Origin of the sequence: Peribacillus sp. NPDC096448, assembly GCF_044762675.1 — a bacterium.
In the GTDB taxonomy this organism is placed as follows: Bacteria; Bacillota; Bacilli; order Bacillales; family DSM-1321; genus Peribacillus; species Peribacillus frigoritolerans_B.
This window is the reverse complement of the sequence record NZ_JBIWEU010000009.1, coordinates 86,122-105,826: the sequence shown is the minus strand read 5'-3', so window position 1 is coordinate 105,826 and position 19,705 is coordinate 86,122. Positions and strand designations below refer to the sequence as shown.

At 39.2% G+C, this 19,705-nt stretch carries 17 protein-coding genes; 4 read left to right on the top strand and 13 right to left on the bottom strand.

Translation table 11 applies throughout. The features are described 5' to 3' along the window. Positions 1-52: 52 nt before the first annotated feature. The 10 genes from ACIQ0C_RS16290 to ACIQ0C_RS16245 form a co-directional block, all read right to left on the bottom strand. Entirely contained in the window at positions 53-2,467 is a 2,415-nt protein-coding gene (locus ACIQ0C_RS16290) for a heavy metal translocating P-type ATPase (protein ID WP_403061767.1), read from the bottom strand. A 76-nt stretch (positions 2,468-2,543) separates the two neighbouring features. Next, positions 2,544-2,750: a copper chaperone CopZ gene (copZ, locus tag ACIQ0C_RS16285; RefSeq protein ID WP_402840968.1), complete on the bottom strand. Its 207-nt coding sequence runs from the start codon at positions 2,748-2,750 to the stop codon at positions 2,544-2,546. 16 nt (positions 2,751-2,766) lie between these two features. Beyond that, complete coding sequence (locus ACIQ0C_RS16280) at positions 2,767-3,105, bottom strand: metal-sensitive transcriptional regulator (protein ID WP_402841158.1); 339 nt, start codon at positions 3,103-3,105, stop codon at positions 2,767-2,769. A gap of 164 nt (positions 3,106-3,269) precedes the next feature. Further along, complete coding sequence (locus ACIQ0C_RS16275; protein WP_403061764.1) at positions 3,270-3,440, bottom strand: hypothetical protein; 171 nt, start codon at positions 3,438-3,440, stop codon at positions 3,270-3,272. Between the two features lie 351 nt (positions 3,441-3,791). Next, positions 3,792-4,094, bottom strand: coding sequence for a hypothetical protein (locus ACIQ0C_RS16270; RefSeq protein ID WP_403061762.1), 303 nt, complete (start codon positions 4,092-4,094; stop codon positions 3,792-3,794). Between the two features lie 151 nt (positions 4,095-4,245). Next, complete coding sequence (locus tag ACIQ0C_RS16265) at positions 4,246-5,496, bottom strand: ABC transporter permease (protein WP_403061759.1); 1,251 nt, start codon at positions 5,494-5,496, stop codon at positions 4,246-4,248. Continuing rightward, positions 5,489-6,388 carry an ABC transporter ATP-binding protein gene (locus ACIQ0C_RS16260; protein ID WP_402840957.1) on the bottom strand — a complete coding sequence of 300 codons (900 nt, stop codon included), beginning with the start codon at positions 6,386-6,388 and terminating at the stop codon, positions 5,489-5,491. Before ACIQ0C_RS16260 ends, ACIQ0C_RS16265 begins: the two co-directional genes overlap by 8 nt. Before the next feature lie 956 nt (positions 6,389-7,344). Continuing rightward, positions 7,345-8,358, bottom strand: a complete 1,014-nt coding sequence (locus ACIQ0C_RS16255) for a bifunctional metallophosphatase/5'-nucleotidase (protein ID WP_403061756.1) — start codon at positions 8,356-8,358, stop codon at positions 7,345-7,347. Between the two features lie 44 nt (positions 8,359-8,402). After that, positions 8,403-8,633: a twin-arginine translocase TatA/TatE family subunit gene (gene tatA / locus ACIQ0C_RS16250; RefSeq protein WP_403061753.1), complete on the bottom strand. Its 231-nt coding sequence runs from the start codon at positions 8,631-8,633 to the stop codon at positions 8,403-8,405. Between the two features lie 57 nt (positions 8,634-8,690). After that, positions 8,691-10,136 carry an alkaline phosphatase PhoX gene (locus ACIQ0C_RS16245; protein WP_403061750.1) on the bottom strand — a complete coding sequence of 482 codons (1,446 nt, stop codon included), beginning with the start codon at positions 10,134-10,136 and terminating at the stop codon, positions 8,691-8,693. 623 nt (positions 10,137-10,759) lie between these two features. Between ACIQ0C_RS16245 and yyaC the strand changes: the two genes are divergently transcribed. Further along, a complete protein-coding gene (gene yyaC, locus ACIQ0C_RS16240) occupies positions 10,760-11,293 on the top strand; it encodes a spore protease YyaC (RefSeq protein ID WP_403061747.1) in 534 nt (177 codons plus the stop codon). Between the two features lie 92 nt (positions 11,294-11,385). Here the strand turns inward: yyaC and ACIQ0C_RS16235 are convergent, their stop codons facing one another. Next, positions 11,386-12,696 carry a CitMHS family transporter gene (locus ACIQ0C_RS16235; RefSeq protein ID WP_403062083.1) on the bottom strand — a complete coding sequence of 437 codons (1,311 nt, stop codon included), beginning with the start codon at positions 12,694-12,696 and terminating at the stop codon, positions 11,386-11,388. Between the two features lie 240 nt (positions 12,697-12,936). Further along, positions 12,937-13,800 carry a LysR family transcriptional regulator gene (locus ACIQ0C_RS16230; protein WP_034313052.1) on the bottom strand — a complete coding sequence of 288 codons (864 nt, stop codon included), beginning with the start codon at positions 13,798-13,800 and terminating at the stop codon, positions 12,937-12,939. 149 nt (positions 13,801-13,949) lie between these two features. Here ACIQ0C_RS16230 and ACIQ0C_RS16225 point away from each other — a divergent pair, with 149 nt between their 5' ends. Next, positions 13,950-15,077, top strand: coding sequence for a 2-methylaconitate cis-trans isomerase PrpF family protein (locus ACIQ0C_RS16225; protein WP_403061742.1), 1,128 nt, complete (start codon positions 13,950-13,952; stop codon positions 15,075-15,077). Positions 15,078-15,783: 706 nt separating this feature from the next. Here the strand turns inward: ACIQ0C_RS16225 and tcuA are convergent. Continuing rightward, positions 15,784-17,295 carry an FAD-dependent tricarballylate dehydrogenase TcuA gene (gene tcuA / locus ACIQ0C_RS16220; protein WP_403061739.1) on the bottom strand — a complete coding sequence of 504 codons (1,512 nt, stop codon included), beginning with the start codon at positions 17,293-17,295 and terminating at the stop codon, positions 15,784-15,786. Positions 17,296-17,564: 269 nt separating this feature from the next. Between tcuA and ACIQ0C_RS16215 the strand changes: the two genes are divergently transcribed. Then, a complete protein-coding gene (locus ACIQ0C_RS16215) occupies positions 17,565-18,425 on the top strand; it encodes a LysR family transcriptional regulator (protein ID WP_403061736.1) in 861 nt (286 codons plus the stop codon). A gap of 46 nt (positions 18,426-18,471) precedes the next feature. Continuing rightward, positions 18,472-19,599 carry an AbrB family transcriptional regulator gene (locus ACIQ0C_RS16210; RefSeq protein ID WP_403061733.1) on the top strand — a complete coding sequence of 376 codons (1,128 nt, stop codon included), beginning with the start codon at positions 18,472-18,474 and terminating at the stop codon, positions 19,597-19,599. Positions 19,600-19,705: the final 106 nt, after the last annotated feature.

The window sequence follows — 19,705 nt, the reverse complement described above, 5'->3', positions numbered from 1 at the left end:
GAATGGCTATATTCAGTCAGTAAAATTGCCTTCATTATATGTTACATGATCTTTAAAGCTTTATCCTTTGAAGGCGAAGTGCATTCAATACGACTGACACGGAACTGAAGGCCATGGCAGCACCCGCTAACCACGGGGCAAGCAGTCCGATTGCCGCAATTGGTATTCCGATTACATTATAGGCAAAAGCCCAGAAGAGGTTTTGTTTGATATTTCTCATCGTCTTCCTGCTCATGAGGATTGCATCAGCAATACTGTTCAAATCACCCCGGATCAAAGTGATATCGGCAGCTTCCATGGCTATGTCCGTCCCCGTTCCTATCGCCATTCCTATATCGGCTAGTGCCAGCGCGGGAGCATCATTTATCCCATCTCCGACCATTGCCACTCTTTTTCCGGCGGCCTGCAGTTTTTTCACTTCTTCCGCTTTCCCTTCAGGAAGGACTTCTGCAATCACATGGTCAATGGCAACGTGCTTGCCGATGGCATTTGCTGTCCTTTGATTATCCCCGGTTATCATGATGACCTGGATATCCATTGCTTTTAACCTTTCAATCGCCGTTAGCGAGGTATCTTTTATCGTATCCGCAACGGCAATGAGTCCTGCATATTCACCTTCTATGCTAGCGAGCATTGCCGTCTTCCCTTGCTCTTCAAATTCTTCCATCGCTGTTAGCGCTTTTGTAATATCGACGTTATTTTGCTTCATCAATTTGCGCGTTCCGACGAATAACTCTTTTAGATCCACTACAGCTCTCACCCCGTATCCAGGAATCGCTTCAAATTCCTCAACCGCAGCAAGTGATATCTGTCTTGATTGAATTCCTTGAACGATCGATTGCGCAAGAGGGTGTTCAGATTGTTTTTCAGCTGCACCGATTAGTGATAAAAACTGTTCTTCCTCCATTCCATTCTCGATGAGGACATCGGTCAGCACTGGGGTGCCATTCGTTACCGTTCCCGTTTTATCCAAGATGACCGTATCAATATGATGAGTGGTTTCCAGATGTTCCCCGCCTTTAAATAAGATGCCGAATTCGGCGGCCCGACCTGATCCTGCCATGATGGATGTGGGAGTGGCCAGACCTAGAGCACATGGGCAGGCTATGACTAGCACTGCAATCATCGCTTCAAAAGCCGGGGTGAATTCTCCAGGGTTAACCCAAATCATCCAAACCAGAAAAGTTAAAAGAGCGATGCCGACTACAATGGGAACGAAGACACCGGAAATTTGGTCCGCAAGACGTTGAATCGGCGCTTTCGAACCTTGAGCATCTTCGACGACTTTGATGATTTGGGAAAGAGCTGTATCCCTTCCGATTTTTGTCGCTTTCATTTTGAGAAACCCATTCTTATTCAATGTTGAACCGATTACAGTATCCCCGTTTGTTTTATCGACTGGAATGCTTTCACCCGTTAACATGGATTCATCGACGGCAGAGTTCCCTTCAACCACTTCTCCGTCGACAGGGATTTTTTCACCCGGCTTCACCAAAATCGTATCCCCCACGATGACTTCTTCAAGTGGTATTTCACGTTCTTCCCCATTTCTTAAAACCAATGCCGTTTTGGCCTGAAGCCCCATCAATTTTTTGATAGCCTCGGAAGAACGTCCTTTTGCTTTCGCTTCAAACAGCTTCCCTAAAAGAATGAGGGTGATAAGAATCGAACTAGTTTCGAAATAAAGCTGTGCCGTATTGTGATGGGACCCCATCGAGATGATCGCCTGATAAACACTGTAAAAATAGGCAGCGGATGTTCCCATCGCGACTAATACATCCATATTGGCACTTTTATTTTTCAAGGCTTTATAAGCTCCTACATAAAACTGCTTTCCAATCAGAAATTGCACGGGGGTAGCGAATGCCATCTGTACCCAAGGATTCATGAGGAAATCAGGCATATAGATAAACGAAGTAAAACTAAAATGGCTTACCATCGCCCATAACAATGGAAAAGAAAAAATGACCGAAAAGATGAATGTATTCTTTTGTTTTTGAATTTCTTTCTGACGGAAATTCACTGATTCCATTTTATCTTCCTTGATGATCGCCCCATATCCCAGCTTCTCCACCCGTTGAATGATGTCCATTGGGGAGGCTTCGGAAGGATCATATTCGACGGTCGCACTTTCAAGTGCTAGATTCACATTAGCCATGCTCACCCCATCCATCTTATTTAACCCTTTTTCTATCCTTGTTGCACAGGCAGCACAGGTCATGCCAGTAATCGCAAATTCCTTTTTCTCTTTTACTACATCATAGCCAAGATCTTGAATTTTCCTTTCAAAGTCCTGGTTGTTTACTTTTTCCGAATCATATTTAATGACCGATTTCTCAAGAGCCAAATTAACGGTGGCTTCCTCAACGCCTTCCATTTTGTTTAACCCTTTTTCAATTCGGTTTGCACAGGCAGCGCAAGTCATTCCTGAAATCTGTATACTTGTTTCTTTTATTTGGCTGCTCACTTCATCCCCGCCTCCCTATACCACTATGGGGTATATTCATTTGTAAAAAAGAAGTGCTTAACAGCACTCTCATAACTTACTCGACATCGTAGCCTTGATCATCGATTGTTTCTTTTATTTTCTCAAGTGATACTTTTTCCTTGTCAAACGCAACATCCACTTTTCCTGCATCCAAATGCACCTTTACGCTTTCAACACCTGCAAGTTTTCCTACATTCCCTTCAACTGCATTCACACAATGACCACAAGACATTCCACTTACATTCAATGTTACATTTACCATCTTAACCACTACTCCTTTATTTTTTCATTAATTTTTGTATCGTTACAAGTACTTCATCTATAACCTCTGTATCCCCTTCATTCAGACGTTCAACCACGCAATTCCTTAGATGGCCTTCCAATAAAATCTTGGCCACACTATTCATCGCGCTTTGTGTAGCTGCTATTTGGGTGATCACATCATCACAGTACGTATCTTTTTCAATTAGACCCTTTATACCGCGAATTTGACCTTCAATTCGATTTAACCGGGTCGTTAAATTCTTTTTTACTACTTCTGAGTGATGACTCTTTCGGCCGTGGGAAGAGGTCGTACAGCATTCTTCTTCATTCATCGTTTCTTGCCCGTTCATCATTTCATCCATTAACCATCCCTCCTCAAAAATTAATATACCATACCCTCCTACCCTATGCAAAGAGAAAGATTTATGTTCCTTATTTATTACTATTCGTTTAATAACTTTTTCTATTCTTTAGAAACGCGTAGCCAGTTTATTAAACAAAAAAACACTGAAGATTCTCATGTATCCTCAGCAAGACTGTAGACAAACTTTAAGAAAAGTGATTTGTCCTGCAACGTTTCTAAAAAAAGTTCCAGCATGATTTTTCCGCCGACTGTCTGCCATAAAACAAGCATCTGCGGGGTCTCGGCTAGCCAATTATTCGGCAAGAGTGTCGCAAATTTTTTCAATCTCGTGTTTCATCCATATAAAAAGAAAAAAACATGAAGGATAAACAATTTTTAAAAAAGGATTGGGTTGAAATACTTCGGCCCCCTTATTTAGAGAAAAGTGTTTTTATATGAATAAGTTGATTGGAACGGAAGGTACGAGACTCCTGCGGGAATAGCGAGTCCAAGGGAGAACGCGAAGCGTCGAGGGCGGACCGCCCGCGGAAAACGAGTGCCTGGAGAGGAAATCAACTTTCCTTGTTCGGGGTGAGATCATTCCGAACCTCATTTTGTAAAAAAATGACTGAGGATACTTTCAATGTATCCTCAGCGTTTTTATTTTCATTTAATTTAGATTCCAAAATGGGATAATCACAGTTCTTTTGAAATATTATTATTCCTTTTCTTTTTCACTAAAAGAATGATACCAATGATAAAAGCAACTGCGCTGTATAACCATGTATACATAAAGGCAAGGCCCAATCCGATATTTGCGTCAATATAATCGTTTTTCACATGATCTATGGCTAAATATAAAAGCGGTGCAGCTCCAATGATGAACAGGATAACCCAGAGAACATTCTTTTTCGGACTCCTTGTTGATAAAATAATAATGATGAAGGATAGCAAGAGAAACGCTTCTGAAGCTATCGTCATCGTTACCAGATTGCTCATAATAATTCACTCCTAATCGTGGTTGCATAATTGGAATATATTTATGTTCCCTTATATCTATGCTACTTTTCGTTCCTTTTTCATAAATCAATATTATTATCTAAAAAAACCTGAATCCCCTCCAACTGGAATGAAGGATCCAGGTTTCATGTTAATTTTTCTTGGATAATTGCAAGGCATTCTTGATGCTTTTCAGTGACTTTGAGCTACCGTACATCAAGACTCCACCACGATAGATTTTTGCTCCGATTATTCCAAGTAAAACAATGGTTAAAATTAACAATGCAATGCTAATGGCGATTTCCCAAAATGGAACTTCCAGCATCCCTACGCGTAAGAACATGATCATTGGCGTGAAAAATGGAATGAATGATGTAATCGTAATATAACTCGCTGACGGATTCCCCAGTCCGAACATCGCAATCATGAAGGCGATGACAACCAACATGGTCATCGGTGAAATCATTTGCTGGACATCTTCAATTTTGCTGACAACGGATCCAAGGCATGCCGCAAGAGTCGCGTACAGAAAATAGCCAAGCAAAGCAAAGATGATTGCATAAATGATCGTTGAGATATCGGTGCTGCCAAAACCGAAAAACGAGAAGAATCCCTCATCCATACCTGTCAAGTTTTGTTTAATCGAGAAATAGCCCACCCCAAAAAATAAAATCATTTGTGTAAGACTAAGCAAAGCAACACCCATTATTTTGGCAAACATCTGTGTGACTGGCGGGACACTTGAAATCAGGATTTCCATGACTCGTGATGTTTTCTCAGTAGCGACTTCCATTGCAATCATCGTTGCATACATCAACACACCGAAGTAGATGACGAATAGGAGCACATACACGAGACCTCGTGCTTGATTGAGATCCTCTTCCGTTTTTGCATTTTTCTCAAGCGCAATCGTATCAAATGCTGGCGGCGTATTCAATTGAGCGATTTCCTGCTCTTTCAAATTCAATTCCTTCGCAGTTATTTGACTCTTCAATTGAGTAAGCGCTAAAAGCAAATCATTACTTACCGCAGAATCTGAAATTTGATTCGCTTTATACGTTCCCTTGAAGCCGACGGTTTCATCCTTTTTGATTAATAAATACCCAACGATTTCTTCTGCGCTGACCATTTCCTCCGCTTCCTTTTCATCCTGGGCGGATATTATCGATAGGTTATCGTTCACACCTTCTACTGCTTTTTTATAAGAATCAAATAAACTACCTTCAGTTTGATCGATGACGGCAACCTTTTCCTGATCATCACTGTCGAATTTATCAATAAGATTCGAAATATTCGTTAGGACGAGAATCAGTGCCATCATAATGATTGTAGAAATGATAAAAGATTTCGTTTTTAATTTTGATAGATATGTATGGGAAAGGACAATCCAAAATTTATTCATAGACGGCACCTACTTTTTCAATGAAAATATCCGTCAGCGATGGTTCTTCCAATTCGAATTTCCTGACGAAACCTCTTGGAACAAGGTCACGAATCATGTTCTCAGCCACATCTTCACCAGTGACTTGAAGAATTTTCCCTTCCATCGTGTTCTTTACTTTTGTTACCCCTGCATAAGTATCCAAGAAAGATAAATCGAAATCAGCTTTAATTGACACGTTCTTTTTACCAAAAGAACGCTTTATTTCTTTTAATTTTCCCGCCACAACGGGGGACCCTTTATGCATGATGCAAAGGTGCTCACACATCTCCTCAACATGCTCCATGCGATGGCTCGAGAAAACGATCGTCGTGCCGCTGTCCCTTAAGTCGATGACCGCTTTCTTCAGTATTTCCACATTCACCGGATCCAGCCCGCTAAAGGGTTCGTCCAGAATAAGCAATTCAGGTTTATGAATCATGGAGGCGATCAGCTGGATCTTTTGCTGATTTCCCTTTGAAAGCTCTTCAACTCGCTTATCGATATACTCGGGTACCATAAAGCGGTCCAACCAATACTCCAACTCTTTCAAAGCATCCCGTTTGTTCATTCCTCTTAATCTAGCCAAATACACAATTTGATCGCGCACCTTCAGTTTTGGATATAGTCCGCGTTCCTCAGGAAGATAGCCAATCAATGAACTGGTCGTATAATCGATTTTCTTACCATCCCAGATCACTTCCCCTTCAGTTGGGTCAAGCAGGCCGAGTATCATCCGGAACGTAGTCGTTTTCCCCGCTCCATTCCCGCCTAAAAAGCCGAACATTTCTTTTTCGGGGATAGTTAAATCAAGCTTGTTGACCGCAGTGAAATCCCCGAATTTTTTCGTAACTTCTTTAATTTGTAAAACCAATGTGCAACCTCCTATTATATGATTCTTATTATATGTTAACGGAAATGTTTTCCAACTTCAACTATCACCAAGAACCACATATCACTTTTTCTCCTTCGATTATATGTAAGTTTACGCAAATGATGTCCCGTCCTGCTACGAAGATATTTACAATCCACCGGCGTCTTTCAAGGGCTAACTCTCAAATGAAATTTCACCATTACATACAACCTTAAATATCCATAGTGCCACCATCACGAATTCCTTGAATATGTGCGATATGATAACTCTTAATGATGACATTGTTTTAGAACATGTATTCTAACGAGATATTTGTAGTAATATATAAACTGCCTAAATGGATAAATAAAACCACTAAATCTTATTGGACCCCCTTAAACCCTTGTCTAAAGCTAGTTACTACTTTCTTATTGAGGACCTGTATCTTAAGGTGATGAGACCGAGATGATATGAATCCAAATCATCCAATAAAAACAATATTATACAAGAATTGGCCAAACGCAAATATTTATAAATAAATAAAATATGACTTTCAAATTTTCATTCATTTCTTTAACCTAACACTTTAGGATTGAATCCAGCAGCGATCAAGTATTTACCGTCTTTTCATCTTGGACAAGAATATTCTGCGTTGAAAAGACGTTTTAGACTCTATAACATGATAGCTTCCAGTAAAATGAAACCTATTTAAGTAAAACCCTTCGCAATCTCTATGGCAAAAGCATTTTCCTAACGATCCTTTTAAACTAAACGACACGGAAAAACCTACTCTAAGCTCGACGATTGTCCGTGGGAAGGGCGGGAAATGGGCAAAAATAAAAGGCCGCCAGTCAGTTAGTTTTCACTGACTTTCTGGACAACCCCTTGCATACTTCCTTCATAATCAAGATAGAAACGACAAAGCGAATGATCTCGCTTTGTCCATACCTCATAGTTTTATGGAGACCTGATTTGAATTATTGCACTTTCGACTCTGCACGATAATAGTCTATGATCGCTTGTATCTCCGGATCTGCCGGAACATTCGTGACGTCGTAGAGGAATCCATTGGATTCTATCAAAGTCATTTTTCCGTCGACGACTTCAAAAGTCAAATTCAGGCGGCCCAAATAATGTTCTTGTTCTCCGCCAGCTTGAGTAATTGGCACCATCACCTCTCCGTTGAATTCGTATTCGGGAGTTTCGATGACCTTGTGTGTATCTGCGCCGATTACCGCCGAGACTCCGGGAACCTGAGCCAGCTTATGGTCTTCTGGGTTTCCGGCATGCGAAAGGATAATGTTAACGTCTGACTTTTCACTCACTTCAGGAAGCAACGCATTCAACGCTTCAACCGGTTCGATGAAATCAAGGTCTGCAACATCATCCCAACCGCGAATTTCCGGCTTCATCGAAGTAAGGCCGATCATGCCGACTTTAACGCCAGTGAAAGTAAAACTCTTCCAAGGCTTGACATTCTGTATGTACTTTCCTGTTTCCCTGTCAATGACATTACCAGTAAGGATGGGGAAATTCACGTTGCGGTGGTAATCCTTTAACTGTTCATAACGGCTGTCCGGTGTGCCCTCCCCGGCAGGGTAAACGCGGAAGTCGTTGTTTCCTAGCGCCATCGCATCATAGTCCAAAGCTTTCAAAAGAGACGTCTCCAACTCTCCTTGACCCGCTTGAAACTCGCCGCGAAGGAAGACATCCCCGCCATCGACGAGAAGCACATTCTCCTCTTCATTGCGCACATTTTCAATGATGGTGGCATACTTCGCAATAGAATTGTGATGAATGGTTCCATCGTCCAGCTTGACGATGTCATCCAGATGACCATGAAAGTCATTCGTCTGGAGAATGGTGAGTTTAAACTTCTCTCCTTCCTTGAGCTTTTCCTCCGCATCTGCCGTAACGGGCTTTGCGACAAAAGCGGCAGCCATAGCCAGCGAAAAGCAGCCCGTCAAAAATATCTTCCCCACTTTTTTCATAATATTTTCCTCCAAGCAATTACTCTATTAAATTGTAAAACAAGTTATTTAGTTCCAGTCTTTTCAGATTTCTCAGGAGCTACTACTTTATTTTTCTCTTCAGAGTTAGTTTTTTCTTCTTTGTCATTACTGATCAAATCATTTGTTGCTTTTTTAAATTCTTTTAAAGTGTTTCCAAAAGCACTTCCAATTTCCGGTAATTTTGAAGGACCAAAAATGATTAACGCAATGACTAGAATGAGAATTAGGCCCGGGATGCCGATACTGGATAACAAACTTCCCACCTCCTATACCATGATGGTTTGTTAGTACTCAAAAAATGTATCCATTACTTATAAAATTGGCATACCATGACGCTCTAAAGCTGCTGCTTCTAATATAGACATGCCTTGTTCTTCTGCGAAAGCAGTAAGTTTATCCGAAACAACAGGAGCAATACTTGCTGGCGGCAGAGCCTGGTTCATAGCTCGTCTACGGGTAGAATTTCTACGTGCAAATGGTCCCCAAATCGCGAAGGTGATACCTGGAGTTTGCATATTTACAAAGAAAGTATTTCCATCCGGGGAAAATGTAGGGCCAGCAAATTCAGAACCGTTCATCATATTTTCAGCGAAATTATAAATATTTCCTTCAGGAGTTAATCCGACAATACGATCATTACCGCCACCATCTTCGGCGATCCAAAGATCTCCCCAAGGAGTGATTGTAATGTTATCAGGTGCTTCTAACTCATTTTTATCAGTAGACTCATAGAATAGTTCTAAGCTGTTTGTCGCTGGCGTGTAGCGATAAACACGGCCAAGGTGTGCTGAACCTGCACTTGTATCATCAAACCATAAAGTACCTTCAGAAAAATAAGCCCCTTCTAAGCGGCTGAACTGAATACAGCCTTTATCCTTAGCATCTTGCTGTGCGATTTCAGGATTTAATTTTTTCCAAACAACCCCGAATTTTTGTCTAGTACTAAATTGACTTGCAGCTGCAGCCGGCAATTCATCAATCGCTGCTGCTTCAAGTATGCCTCCCTTTTGCAGAGAACCTAGCTTTTGACTTCGGTCATGTGGTGTAAAACGGTACAAGAAGCTTGGACTTGCGTCTTCGGTTAAATACCAAATTCCTGTTGAAGGGTCAACATGCCCAGCTTCATGTGAGAAATAACCCATATCACGGATCGGTGTTCTTGACATTTCGTTTTCAGGATCAAGCGGATTTACTTCAAATACAAAGCCATGTCCCATATCACGAGTTTCTTCCATTGTTAACCAGGTCCCCCAAGTCGTAGCTCCACCCGCACAGTTACGGATCGTACCTGAACTTGATACATACTGATCAATGACTTTGTTATTTTGTCCAACGATTATTGTGGTGGTGCCGCCGGCAGCACCAGCGCTCCAAGGTTTTTTCCCGTTTACAGGGTAATCTGAATTTGTCCCATTTTCATGGTTTCTTACAAGAATGGTTGTACCCTTCTCCCCTTTAAAGGCAGCCATTCCATCGTGAGCAGAAGGGACAAGGTCACCATTAGGCATGATATCACCAGTTTTCGAAAGCATTTTGTAATGAAATCCCCTTGGCAGATCAAGAACTCCATTTGGATCCTTTACTAGTGGGCCATATCCGCCAAATCCACTTGTTGGATTGCTGGAATCCGCTGCAAATCCTTTTGTAGCCCCCGCAAGAGAAAATACCCCAGTTGAACCAAGTGTTAATGCTAAAGTACTCATTCCGCCAACTTTTAAGAAATTACGTCTGTTTAAACCGCTATTGCTCGATTTCATCAACATTACCTCCAAAAAATCTTTTTGAGGGGTGCTATATTCCTTATAGCAAACCCTACCCTCAAAATTAACAGACCTTTTTAAATGCTCTGTTAATCCCATGTGTTTTTTATTCCTTCGCAAGGAAAATAAACCAAAAGTCACGGTATATCGAAAAAAGTGGAATTTATAACCAAATTTATAACATGTAAAGGGTGGAAATTGATGGTATAAGTCAAAAGAGGAGAAAAACCTAAGGATTTTGTCATAAAAAGACCGATGCAAAATATTAAAGCTTATTAATCGTTTGTAAATATAAGAGATACACTATTACAAACTAGTTAACCCGATTATTAATCCAAATCTAATGAATATTTGAAAGAGGGATCGGTTATTGACATGCTATATAATTGATCTGGAAATATTCTAGTTGTAAACCCACTCCGACATACTCCCCAAATAAATTAAAGGGCATATTTGGATTACTGCCATTTTTCAGAGTGTCAAATACTAATAATTTAAAAATATCCATCAGTCACAAGCATATGCTCATATTTACATGCATGATATCTTTTTAATTCGTATAATAGAATAAAGGGGAATTAAGATGAGTCTAATTTACAAGAAGAGGAGCAATTTGTTCTGTGGATCCAATAGGCGAAGAAATAAACTGCTTAGCATTAAAAGTCAAAGAGATTATTCATTCTTCAGGATGTCAACATGAAAATGTAATCTTTCTGTGTATTGGTTCAGACCGATCTATTGGGGATTCATTGGGACCTTTAGTCGGGACGATGCTTAAAGAACATAAGGTGCCTTATCGTGTTTATGGTACCTTGGAAAATCCAGTTCATGCATTTAATTTAAAAGAGACATTGAAAGAAATTAAAAAACAATTCAAAAAGCCTCTTATTTTTAGTGTGGATGCATGTTTAGGGGATCAAAACCAGGTCGGTTCTGTTTTCTTGAAGGATGGACCTCTTGTCCCAGGGAAAGCTTTAAAAAAAGTATTACCTGAAGTGGGAGACTATCATATTATAGGAATGGTAAATTATATAGACCCGCTGCCAACGATGCAATTTTTAAATGATACTCGTCTATACACGGTTATGAATTTGGCGAATAAAATCGTAAAAGTCATTACTCAAGCGACCGACGAGACTTCTAAACCTTATTAAAAGAATGGGCTGTCCCAAAAACCACTAATAATAATTGGTTTTGGCACAGCCCTAATTGTTTAAGTTCGAGAATTTACTTGATAACGTTATACTTATATAATAGCGCCTGACAAGATAGCAACAATAATAAGGACTAATGAACAAATTAGTGCCCATTTAAATGCATACCGCTGTAGTTCCCCGATATCCGTCTTTACCATCCCTACGAGTAAAAGAGTCGAGGCCACGAGTGGACTTAAGAAATGTACAGGCTGCCCCAGGACGGAAGCTCTGGCAATTTCTAAAGGACTTACCCCATATGCTTCTCCTGCTTCGGCTAGAATTGGCAAAACACCAAAGTAGTAAGCATCATTTGATAATACGAACGTAAATGGCATACTTGTGAACGCAACGACCATCGGTAAAAAAGAGCCTAAAGAATCCGGAATGATGGCCACTAATGAATTTGCAATTGCGTCTACCATTTTCGTTCCGGAAAAGATCCCTGTGAAAATACCAGCCGCAAATACTAATGTGACAACGGTTATAGCGTTTCCTGCATGTGACCCGATTCGCTCTTTTTGCTGTTCTAAATTAGGGTAATTAATGATCGAAGCAAGAACAAACCCGATTAGAAACAACACCGGTACCGGTACTAAGCCCATAACAAGAACGACCATGACTGTGAGCGTCAACAAAAGATTGACCCATATTAATTTAGGGCGCTTAAAATCGTCTTGTATGGAGGAAGCTACCGCTGCTTCAGCAAGAGCCCCTTTCATTTCAGGGGCAGATTTGATATAAACAACGCCAAGCCTTTTGCGCTCTTTTTTACCAAGTACATAAGCGGTAAAAAGAATAGCTGCTATTCCTGATAATAGTGTTGGGATAATCGGGACAAAGAATTCATTTGCATCCAGACCTAATGATGCTATTGCTCTAGTTGCAGGACCTCCCCAAGGAGTCATACCACTCATAATACTGACAGCCAGCAAAGAAATAGTGGCAAGAATAAGTGGATTCATACCAAGTCGTAAGTAAAGGGGCAGCATAGCGGAAATCGTAATCATATGAGTCGTGGTACCATCACCATCTAAGGCAACGGTCATTGCGATTACTGCTGTTCCTATCGCTATTTTAACCGGATCCCCTTTTACGATTTTCAACATGGTTTTAATAAGTGGATCGAATAATCCAGCGTCAATCAGAACTCCGAAAAACAAAATAGCGAACAATAGCAAAGCGGCTGAAGGTGCGACTACCTTTATTCCATCGAGCATCATATCTCCGAGCTCTGGACCAAATCCGCCAATTAATGCAAAGATAATTGGAATGACTACAAGAGAATTAACAGGTGATAACCGTTTAGACATGATTAAATAAGTAAAGACAACGACCATTGAAATTCCAAGTAACGTTAGAATATTAATCCCTCCCATTAAAGAAACCGCTTACAAATTGGATGAAAAGTTTGAATAATCAAAAAACATTACATATCATTCTGTTTCCCTGTTGCTTTATTTTCTATTTTTAGAATAGTTCATATCATTAAATAAGTGAAATACATATTTTTTGTGCTTTTACGAAAAAAAAACTTATAATCCATTTTATATTAAATTAAGAAAGCACAATGAAATGGTCAATCATTTCATTGTGCTTTTTCGTTAAAGATTGGAATTTTTATTCAAGAAATCAATAAAGTTTTTCACAGTAGAGAGTTTTAATGAATCCTGGTTATACATTAACCATGTATTTCTTAACACCGGCTTCCCATTTTTGTAGGATAACCCGTATGTATGCAAATTATCTGAAGGCTGCAGGCATATTTCCGGCAGAATGGAAACACCAAGATCATTTTTGACCATCTCTTTGCACGTCTCCTGCCGATCTGTTTCCATAGTTACAAATGGTGGCTCTGGGAATCTATCATGCCACCAGCCATTTATTAAGTTTTTTAAAGAACTGTCGGTCTTATAATTTATGAATGGAAGTTCTGGCAAATTATCCAAGTCTACCTCTTTCTTAGAAATTAAACAAAGTCTTTCTTTATGCAGTAACGATTTGATTCCATACCATTCATAATTTCCACGCAGAATGCCTAATTGAACACTAGAGGAATCCAGAAGATGCATGATTTCAGTACTCCACCCTGTATTCACATTAAATTGTACATGAGGATATTGTGTTGAAAACTTTTTCAATATTTCTGGTAGTTTATATTGGGCAAAGTTACTGGAAACGCCAAGCCTTAACGTTCCTCTTACCTCATTTTTCATATTCAGCATATAATCTTTCGTTTTTTGCAACTTTTTCACCATTTCTTCCGCATAGCCCGCTAAATGTATCCCTTCTGAAGTGAACTCAATGCCTCCTTTTATTTTGAAAAATAGGTTTGTGCTAAATTCTTTTTCTAAATTTTTAAGCCGGTACGTTAGCGCCGGCTGCGATATATATAAACGTTCTGCGGCACGGCTAATGTTTTTTTCTTCATATAGTACCCTTATCGCAATCCAATCTTTTTCGTCCACTTAACCATCTCCCGATTTTTGGATTATAAGTTTTTTTATCATTTTTATTAAAAAAATATGTATTTTACTTATGAATAAACATATCATACTATATTTTCAAAGGAACCGGTAGTGCTATAAATATTGATTTGAGAAAAGGTGGTTATACAATGAAAGTACCTGTAGTTGTAATGCGCGGCGGGACAAGTAAAGGTGTGTTCCTTAACTTTGAACATATGCCTTCGAATCCCTTACACTGGGTGGATTTCTTACTTGACGTGATGGGCAGTCCGGATCGGAGACAGATTGATGGTCTTGGAGGAGCGAATTCATTGACAAGTAAAGCAGCGATTATCAAAAAGTCAGATTCACCGGTATTCGATGTGGAATATACATTTGCTCAGATCAGCATCGATAATCAAATGGTTGATTTTAAAGGAAATTGTGGAAATATATCATCTGCTGTAGGACCTTACGCAATTGAGCAAGGATTAGTCCCTATACAAGAACCTGTTACAACGGTGAAAATTTTTAATGTGAATACACAAAAACTGATTATTGCAGAAGTAGAGGTTGAAAATGGACATGTGAAATCAGAAGGATGCTGCTCAATACCTGGGGTGCCTGGTAAAGGATCACCTATTTATCTTTCTTTTACTCGTGCAGAAGGAGCAGTTACAGGAAAACTTTTCCCTACAGGAAATCCGATTGACATGATTAAAACCAAGGATCGGCTAATTCAAGTTTCTATTATTGATGTTGCCAATCCACTCGTTTTTGTAAGGGCACAGGATATTGGTCTAAGCGGAACCGAATTACCCAATGATTATTCACAGGAAAAATTAATTGAACTGGAAGAAATCCGGTCAATTGCAGCTGAAATGTGTCAATTTTCCGATAAGAAATCAGCTACTATCAAATCTCCTGCTGTACCTAAAATGACTCTAATTGCTCCTCCTATGGATTACGTCGATCTAAACGGATCTGAAAGAAAAGCGTCAGAGATGGATTTGATGATCCGAATGATGTCTATGCAAAAGCCCCATCAAGCGCTTGCTATTACAGGAGCCATCTGTGCAACAGCAGGGGCTTACTTACAGGAAACGGTTTTATCTGAGATGGTGAACATTAAACAAGAAATTTTCCGATTAGCCCATCCTGCGGGGATAATGGAAACAAAGGTTGATTTCTTGGCAGGACACATACGTGCTATTAAAGTGGTACGCACAGCAAGAATCATATTGGAGGGATACGTGTACACGAAAAAAAATTACGAGCATTCCTATCAATTAGCTTGATAGGAATGGATCTGCAAATTACAGCAAAAAAATTTCTTTCACTTGGGGGCTTTGTCAAATGTGGGTCTTCACTGTCTTTTTAAAGGAAAATATTAAAATATTTGAATTAGACATAGAAACGAAAGAAATATTCAAAAATATGAAAGGCACTAAAATTCCCCAGATAAGCTAAAACCCCTATAAAAATTAGGATACAGTTACTGAAACCAGATTTTTATGGTTACTATAATATTTTTAAAAAGCTAATTACTATCCATCATCTTGTTTAGAGAAAAATTCCAATACACAAAATCACTACCCTTTTTCATGCTGAATTTTAGTATCGAGTGGTAAACAGCAATATAACCGGTAAATCTTGATAAGTCAGGACTGTATTCATACGCGTTAATGCCCATCTATCCATTCACGCTGTTGCTGAACTCGAAAAGCTAGTAATGAAGAACCTTATTGTCTGGCCATCAGGACGATTAAAGCTATACAATCACTTCATCTGAAAAAGCTCCAATAGATAAACTGCTACTAAGTTTGATCCTTTTATATACCTATATGATATGAGTTTTAGTCAAAGCATAAAGACTTTTAATATGTTAAAATACCAAACAGCCAAGGACTTTTTTTAGCCTTGGCTATTTTTCCTTCATCTACTTCACATATCTCTATTATTTTTTGGACCATTCTCATCTAATAAACCATTCAAGGAAAAGACTCAGTGATTATTGATCGTTTCAACCTTTTCTTGAGTATAGCGTGCTGCGGATGAGCCAGCTAATTTTCCAAAGACTGCTCCAGACATTAACCCGGATCCACCAGGATAGTTTTCATAAAAAATCCCCCCAATCATTTCACCAGCCGCAAAGAGACCTTTTATCGGTTGTCCTTCTTTGTCTAACACATGACCCGTTGTATCTACATGCAAACCACCGAACGAGAAGGTAATTCCGCACGTTACAGGGAAAGCATAGAATGGACCTTGCTCAATTCGAAGTGCCCAGTTGGATTTAGGAGGGGTAATTCCTTTCGTTCCTTTGCCATCTTTCTCTGCGGGTCTAAAGTCACCATCTTGTACCGCACTGTTATACTCTTCGATCGTTTTAAGAAATTGTGTTTGATTGACCGGCAGTAAACTAGCCAACTCTCCAAGCGTATCTGCTTTATAAAAAGTCGCTTCTTCAAGGTCATATTCTTTACGCAGCATCGGGCGTACCTGTGCATCATAAATTTGATATGCCACATGTCCAGGCTGTTTTAATACCTCACGGCCGTATTTGGCATAAGTGTAATTTCGCAAATCTGCTCCTTCATCAACAAACCGTTTCCCTTCATTATTAAGCATGACGCTGTACGGATAAGAATGCTTTTTAAAAATATCTCCCGGCTTCGTGAAGTCCCCTACTTTTGGCGCTTTATAATCTGTCCCAATAGAATGACATCCAGACCACTGCCCAAATTTTTGAGCCCCTACTGCCATAGCCATGGAAATGCCGTCTCCTGTGTTGAACTCGGTTCCACGAACAATAGCCGCTTCCCATTCTTCACCAATATTTTCACTTCTCATTTTCTTATTGGCCTCAAAGCCGCCACAAGCCAAAATCACACCGGATGTCTGCACTGTTACCATTGTATAATCCTTCTCAACAACGACACCGGTTATTGAATTATGCTCTGATACAAGCTCCACAGCACGTGAATCGTACCAAACGTCGATGCCAATTTCTTCTGTCCGCGCAAAGAGCTGTCTCATTAATCCAACGCCTTTATCCTCCGTTTTGATAGGCAGCCCTCCCCAGAAATTGCGCTTGCCAGCTTGTACGAAAGATTGATTTTCATAATTCAATTCAAATTTTATTCCCTGATCACGCATCCAGGCAATTGTTTCATACGATCTAGAAACCAGCTGTTTTGCTAACTCAGGATTACTTTGTCCACCTGTTACTCGCATTAGATCATTGTAATAATCGGATTCCGTGTATTCAGGCATTACAATTAACTCGGATTCTTCATCTGTTAATTCAGGTATTATATTTCTGATTGCGTCCAAATTATTGTATGCAACACGAATGGCTCCATCCGTGAAGAAAGAGTTCCCTCCACGCTTTTCCACTGGTCCCCGTTCTAATACAAGAACTTTAGCACCTCCCTCTTTTGCTGAGATTGCTGCACATAAAGCTGCGTTTCCTGCCCCTACTACAACTACATCATAATTTTGTGTATTTGACATTTTTATCCCTCCTGTTAAGTAGTGATAACGCTTCATGTAAATAATAAGTGAAAATAATGAATAAAAATAATATTGTTTTTTTATTCGTTGCCATAGAAAAATTTTATGAAATAATGCTGGAAAGGCAAAACTATAGTGAGTCTATTGATTTACATAAAATGATAGATTTCTTTTTTCATTAGTTGTATTATACTTTTTAGAAATCAAATAAATTATCATTTTTTATAATTACCCATAAATATTTTTTATGGTTAAAGGAGAAAAATTTTATGGATGAAAAAGACTGGCTTATATTAATTACTCTTTACGAAGAAAGAAATATAACAAAGGCAGCACAACGACTATTTATTTCTCAGCCAGCTTTATCCTATCGAATAAAACAGCTGGAAAAAGAGTTCAAAACAAATTTAATCTCTAGAGGCAAAAGAGGTGTCGAGTTTACAGTTGAAGGGGAATACCTCGTTCAATATTCGAAAAATATGCGTAAGCAATTAGGAGCTGCAAAAGAACACATTTCAAATTTGGATAAAAAAGTAAAAGGAACTTTACGTTTGGGTGTATCTGGCTTGTTTGCCCGATATAAACTACCAGTATTATTAAAAGAATTTCTAACCCTATATCCAGAGGTTGAAATCAGTTTGAAAACTGGATGGAGTTCTCAAATTCATCAAATGCTTCAAAAAGAAGAAGCACACCTCGGGATCGTTAGAGGTCCTTACAACTGGCAGGAAAATAAAGTGTTATTTCAAGAAGAAAAGATTTGTATTGCCTCCAGTAAGAAAATTGAATTAAAAGAACTTCCTTTTCTTCCTAGAGTTAATTATCAGACAGACCAATCGTTAAGAAATACTATTGAAAACTGGTGGCAGGAAACATTTGCGTTACCACCCAAGATTTCAATGGAGGTAGATCGGATTGAAACATGTAAGGAACTGGTTCTTAATGGTTTAGGATATGCCATTTTACCAGAAATCTGTATTAAAAATGATGAACCACTGTATACTTTCCCCATTGTATTAAGCGATAATAATTATTTGCTTAGAGAAACTTGGGTTTTTTATCGGGATGTGACTATGGATTTGGCACAAGTGAAAGCATTTATTGATTTTCTTAATGATTCTAAACAATGAAGCAAGACGAAACGAAGTAAAACTAATTCAAAGGAAGAGAATTAATATGAAAAAGTGGGATTTAAATAATGCAAGCAAGACAATCCAATTTTCGGCTGCACTTCTAACTGCTTTTATTGGAGGCGGCCTTTTCTCTCTTATCAGGTTTCCAATCCCCTGGCTTCTTGGTCCAATGGCAGCCCTATTAATTGCATCACGTTTCAAAAGCGTTAAATTGATTTGGCCCGTTTCGATGAGAAATACTGGATTAATTATTGTAGGTTATTCAATAGGCATCTCCTTTACCAAGAGCTCACTGTCTGATATGATTAGTCACCTTCCCTCAATGTTGATCCTTACAATCTTAATTTTCCTTGTGTGTGCATGTTCTGCTTTTGTTATGTCAAAATATTCCGGCATTGACTATCCTACCTCCTTAACGAGTAGTATTCCTGGAGGTTTGTCACAAATCGTTGTGTTTGCAGAAGAAATGAAAGGTATTGATATTACTACCGTAACCTTTTTCCATGTTACAAGAGTGATAATGGTGGTTTTCTTAGTTCCCCTTTTAATTATCAGTCCCATTCTTGCAGCGAATCGTACCAATGATTCCTCTAAAATAATGGATAACGTTATTCCAGATTGGAGTGATTTATTTCCTCTTATCTTTCTGTTCGCCTTTATTTGTTTTCTCGCAGCAAGAATAGGGAAAATATTCAAGTTACCAGCTCCTTACTTTTTAGGACCAGTAATCGTTACTGCTGCAATAGGTCTTTTAGGTTTGCAGGGACCACCACTTCCTCTTTCACTTCTTGATATATCTCAATTTATGGTTGGCGGTTATATCGGTTTACTATTAAAACCGGAACAACTTGATAACAAAAGAAAAACCTTATTATTGGCTTTGATGAACGGACTAATCTTGATCTGCGCAACAATGTTTTTTAGTTTTCTACTGACCCAGTATTATGATTTATCGCCTATTACGGGTTTTTTAAGTTTAGCCCCTGGTGGAATGGATCAAATGGGAATCATTGCACAAGAAGTAAATGCTGATGTATCTACTGTTACCAGCTATCAACTATTTCGGATGGCTTTTATTTATGCCGCAGTGCCTCCATTACTAAAATTGGTATTAAAATTAAGTTTAAGAAAAAAAGACAAGAACAGAAATGTAAAACTAAATGTTAAATAAAAAGGCTGTTTTCACATACTTTGTTGCTATTTACCAAGTAGTGCGGTGTGGTTGATTTCCCCTCCAGATGCTCGCTTTCCGCGGGGCGGGCGGTGAGCCTCCTCGG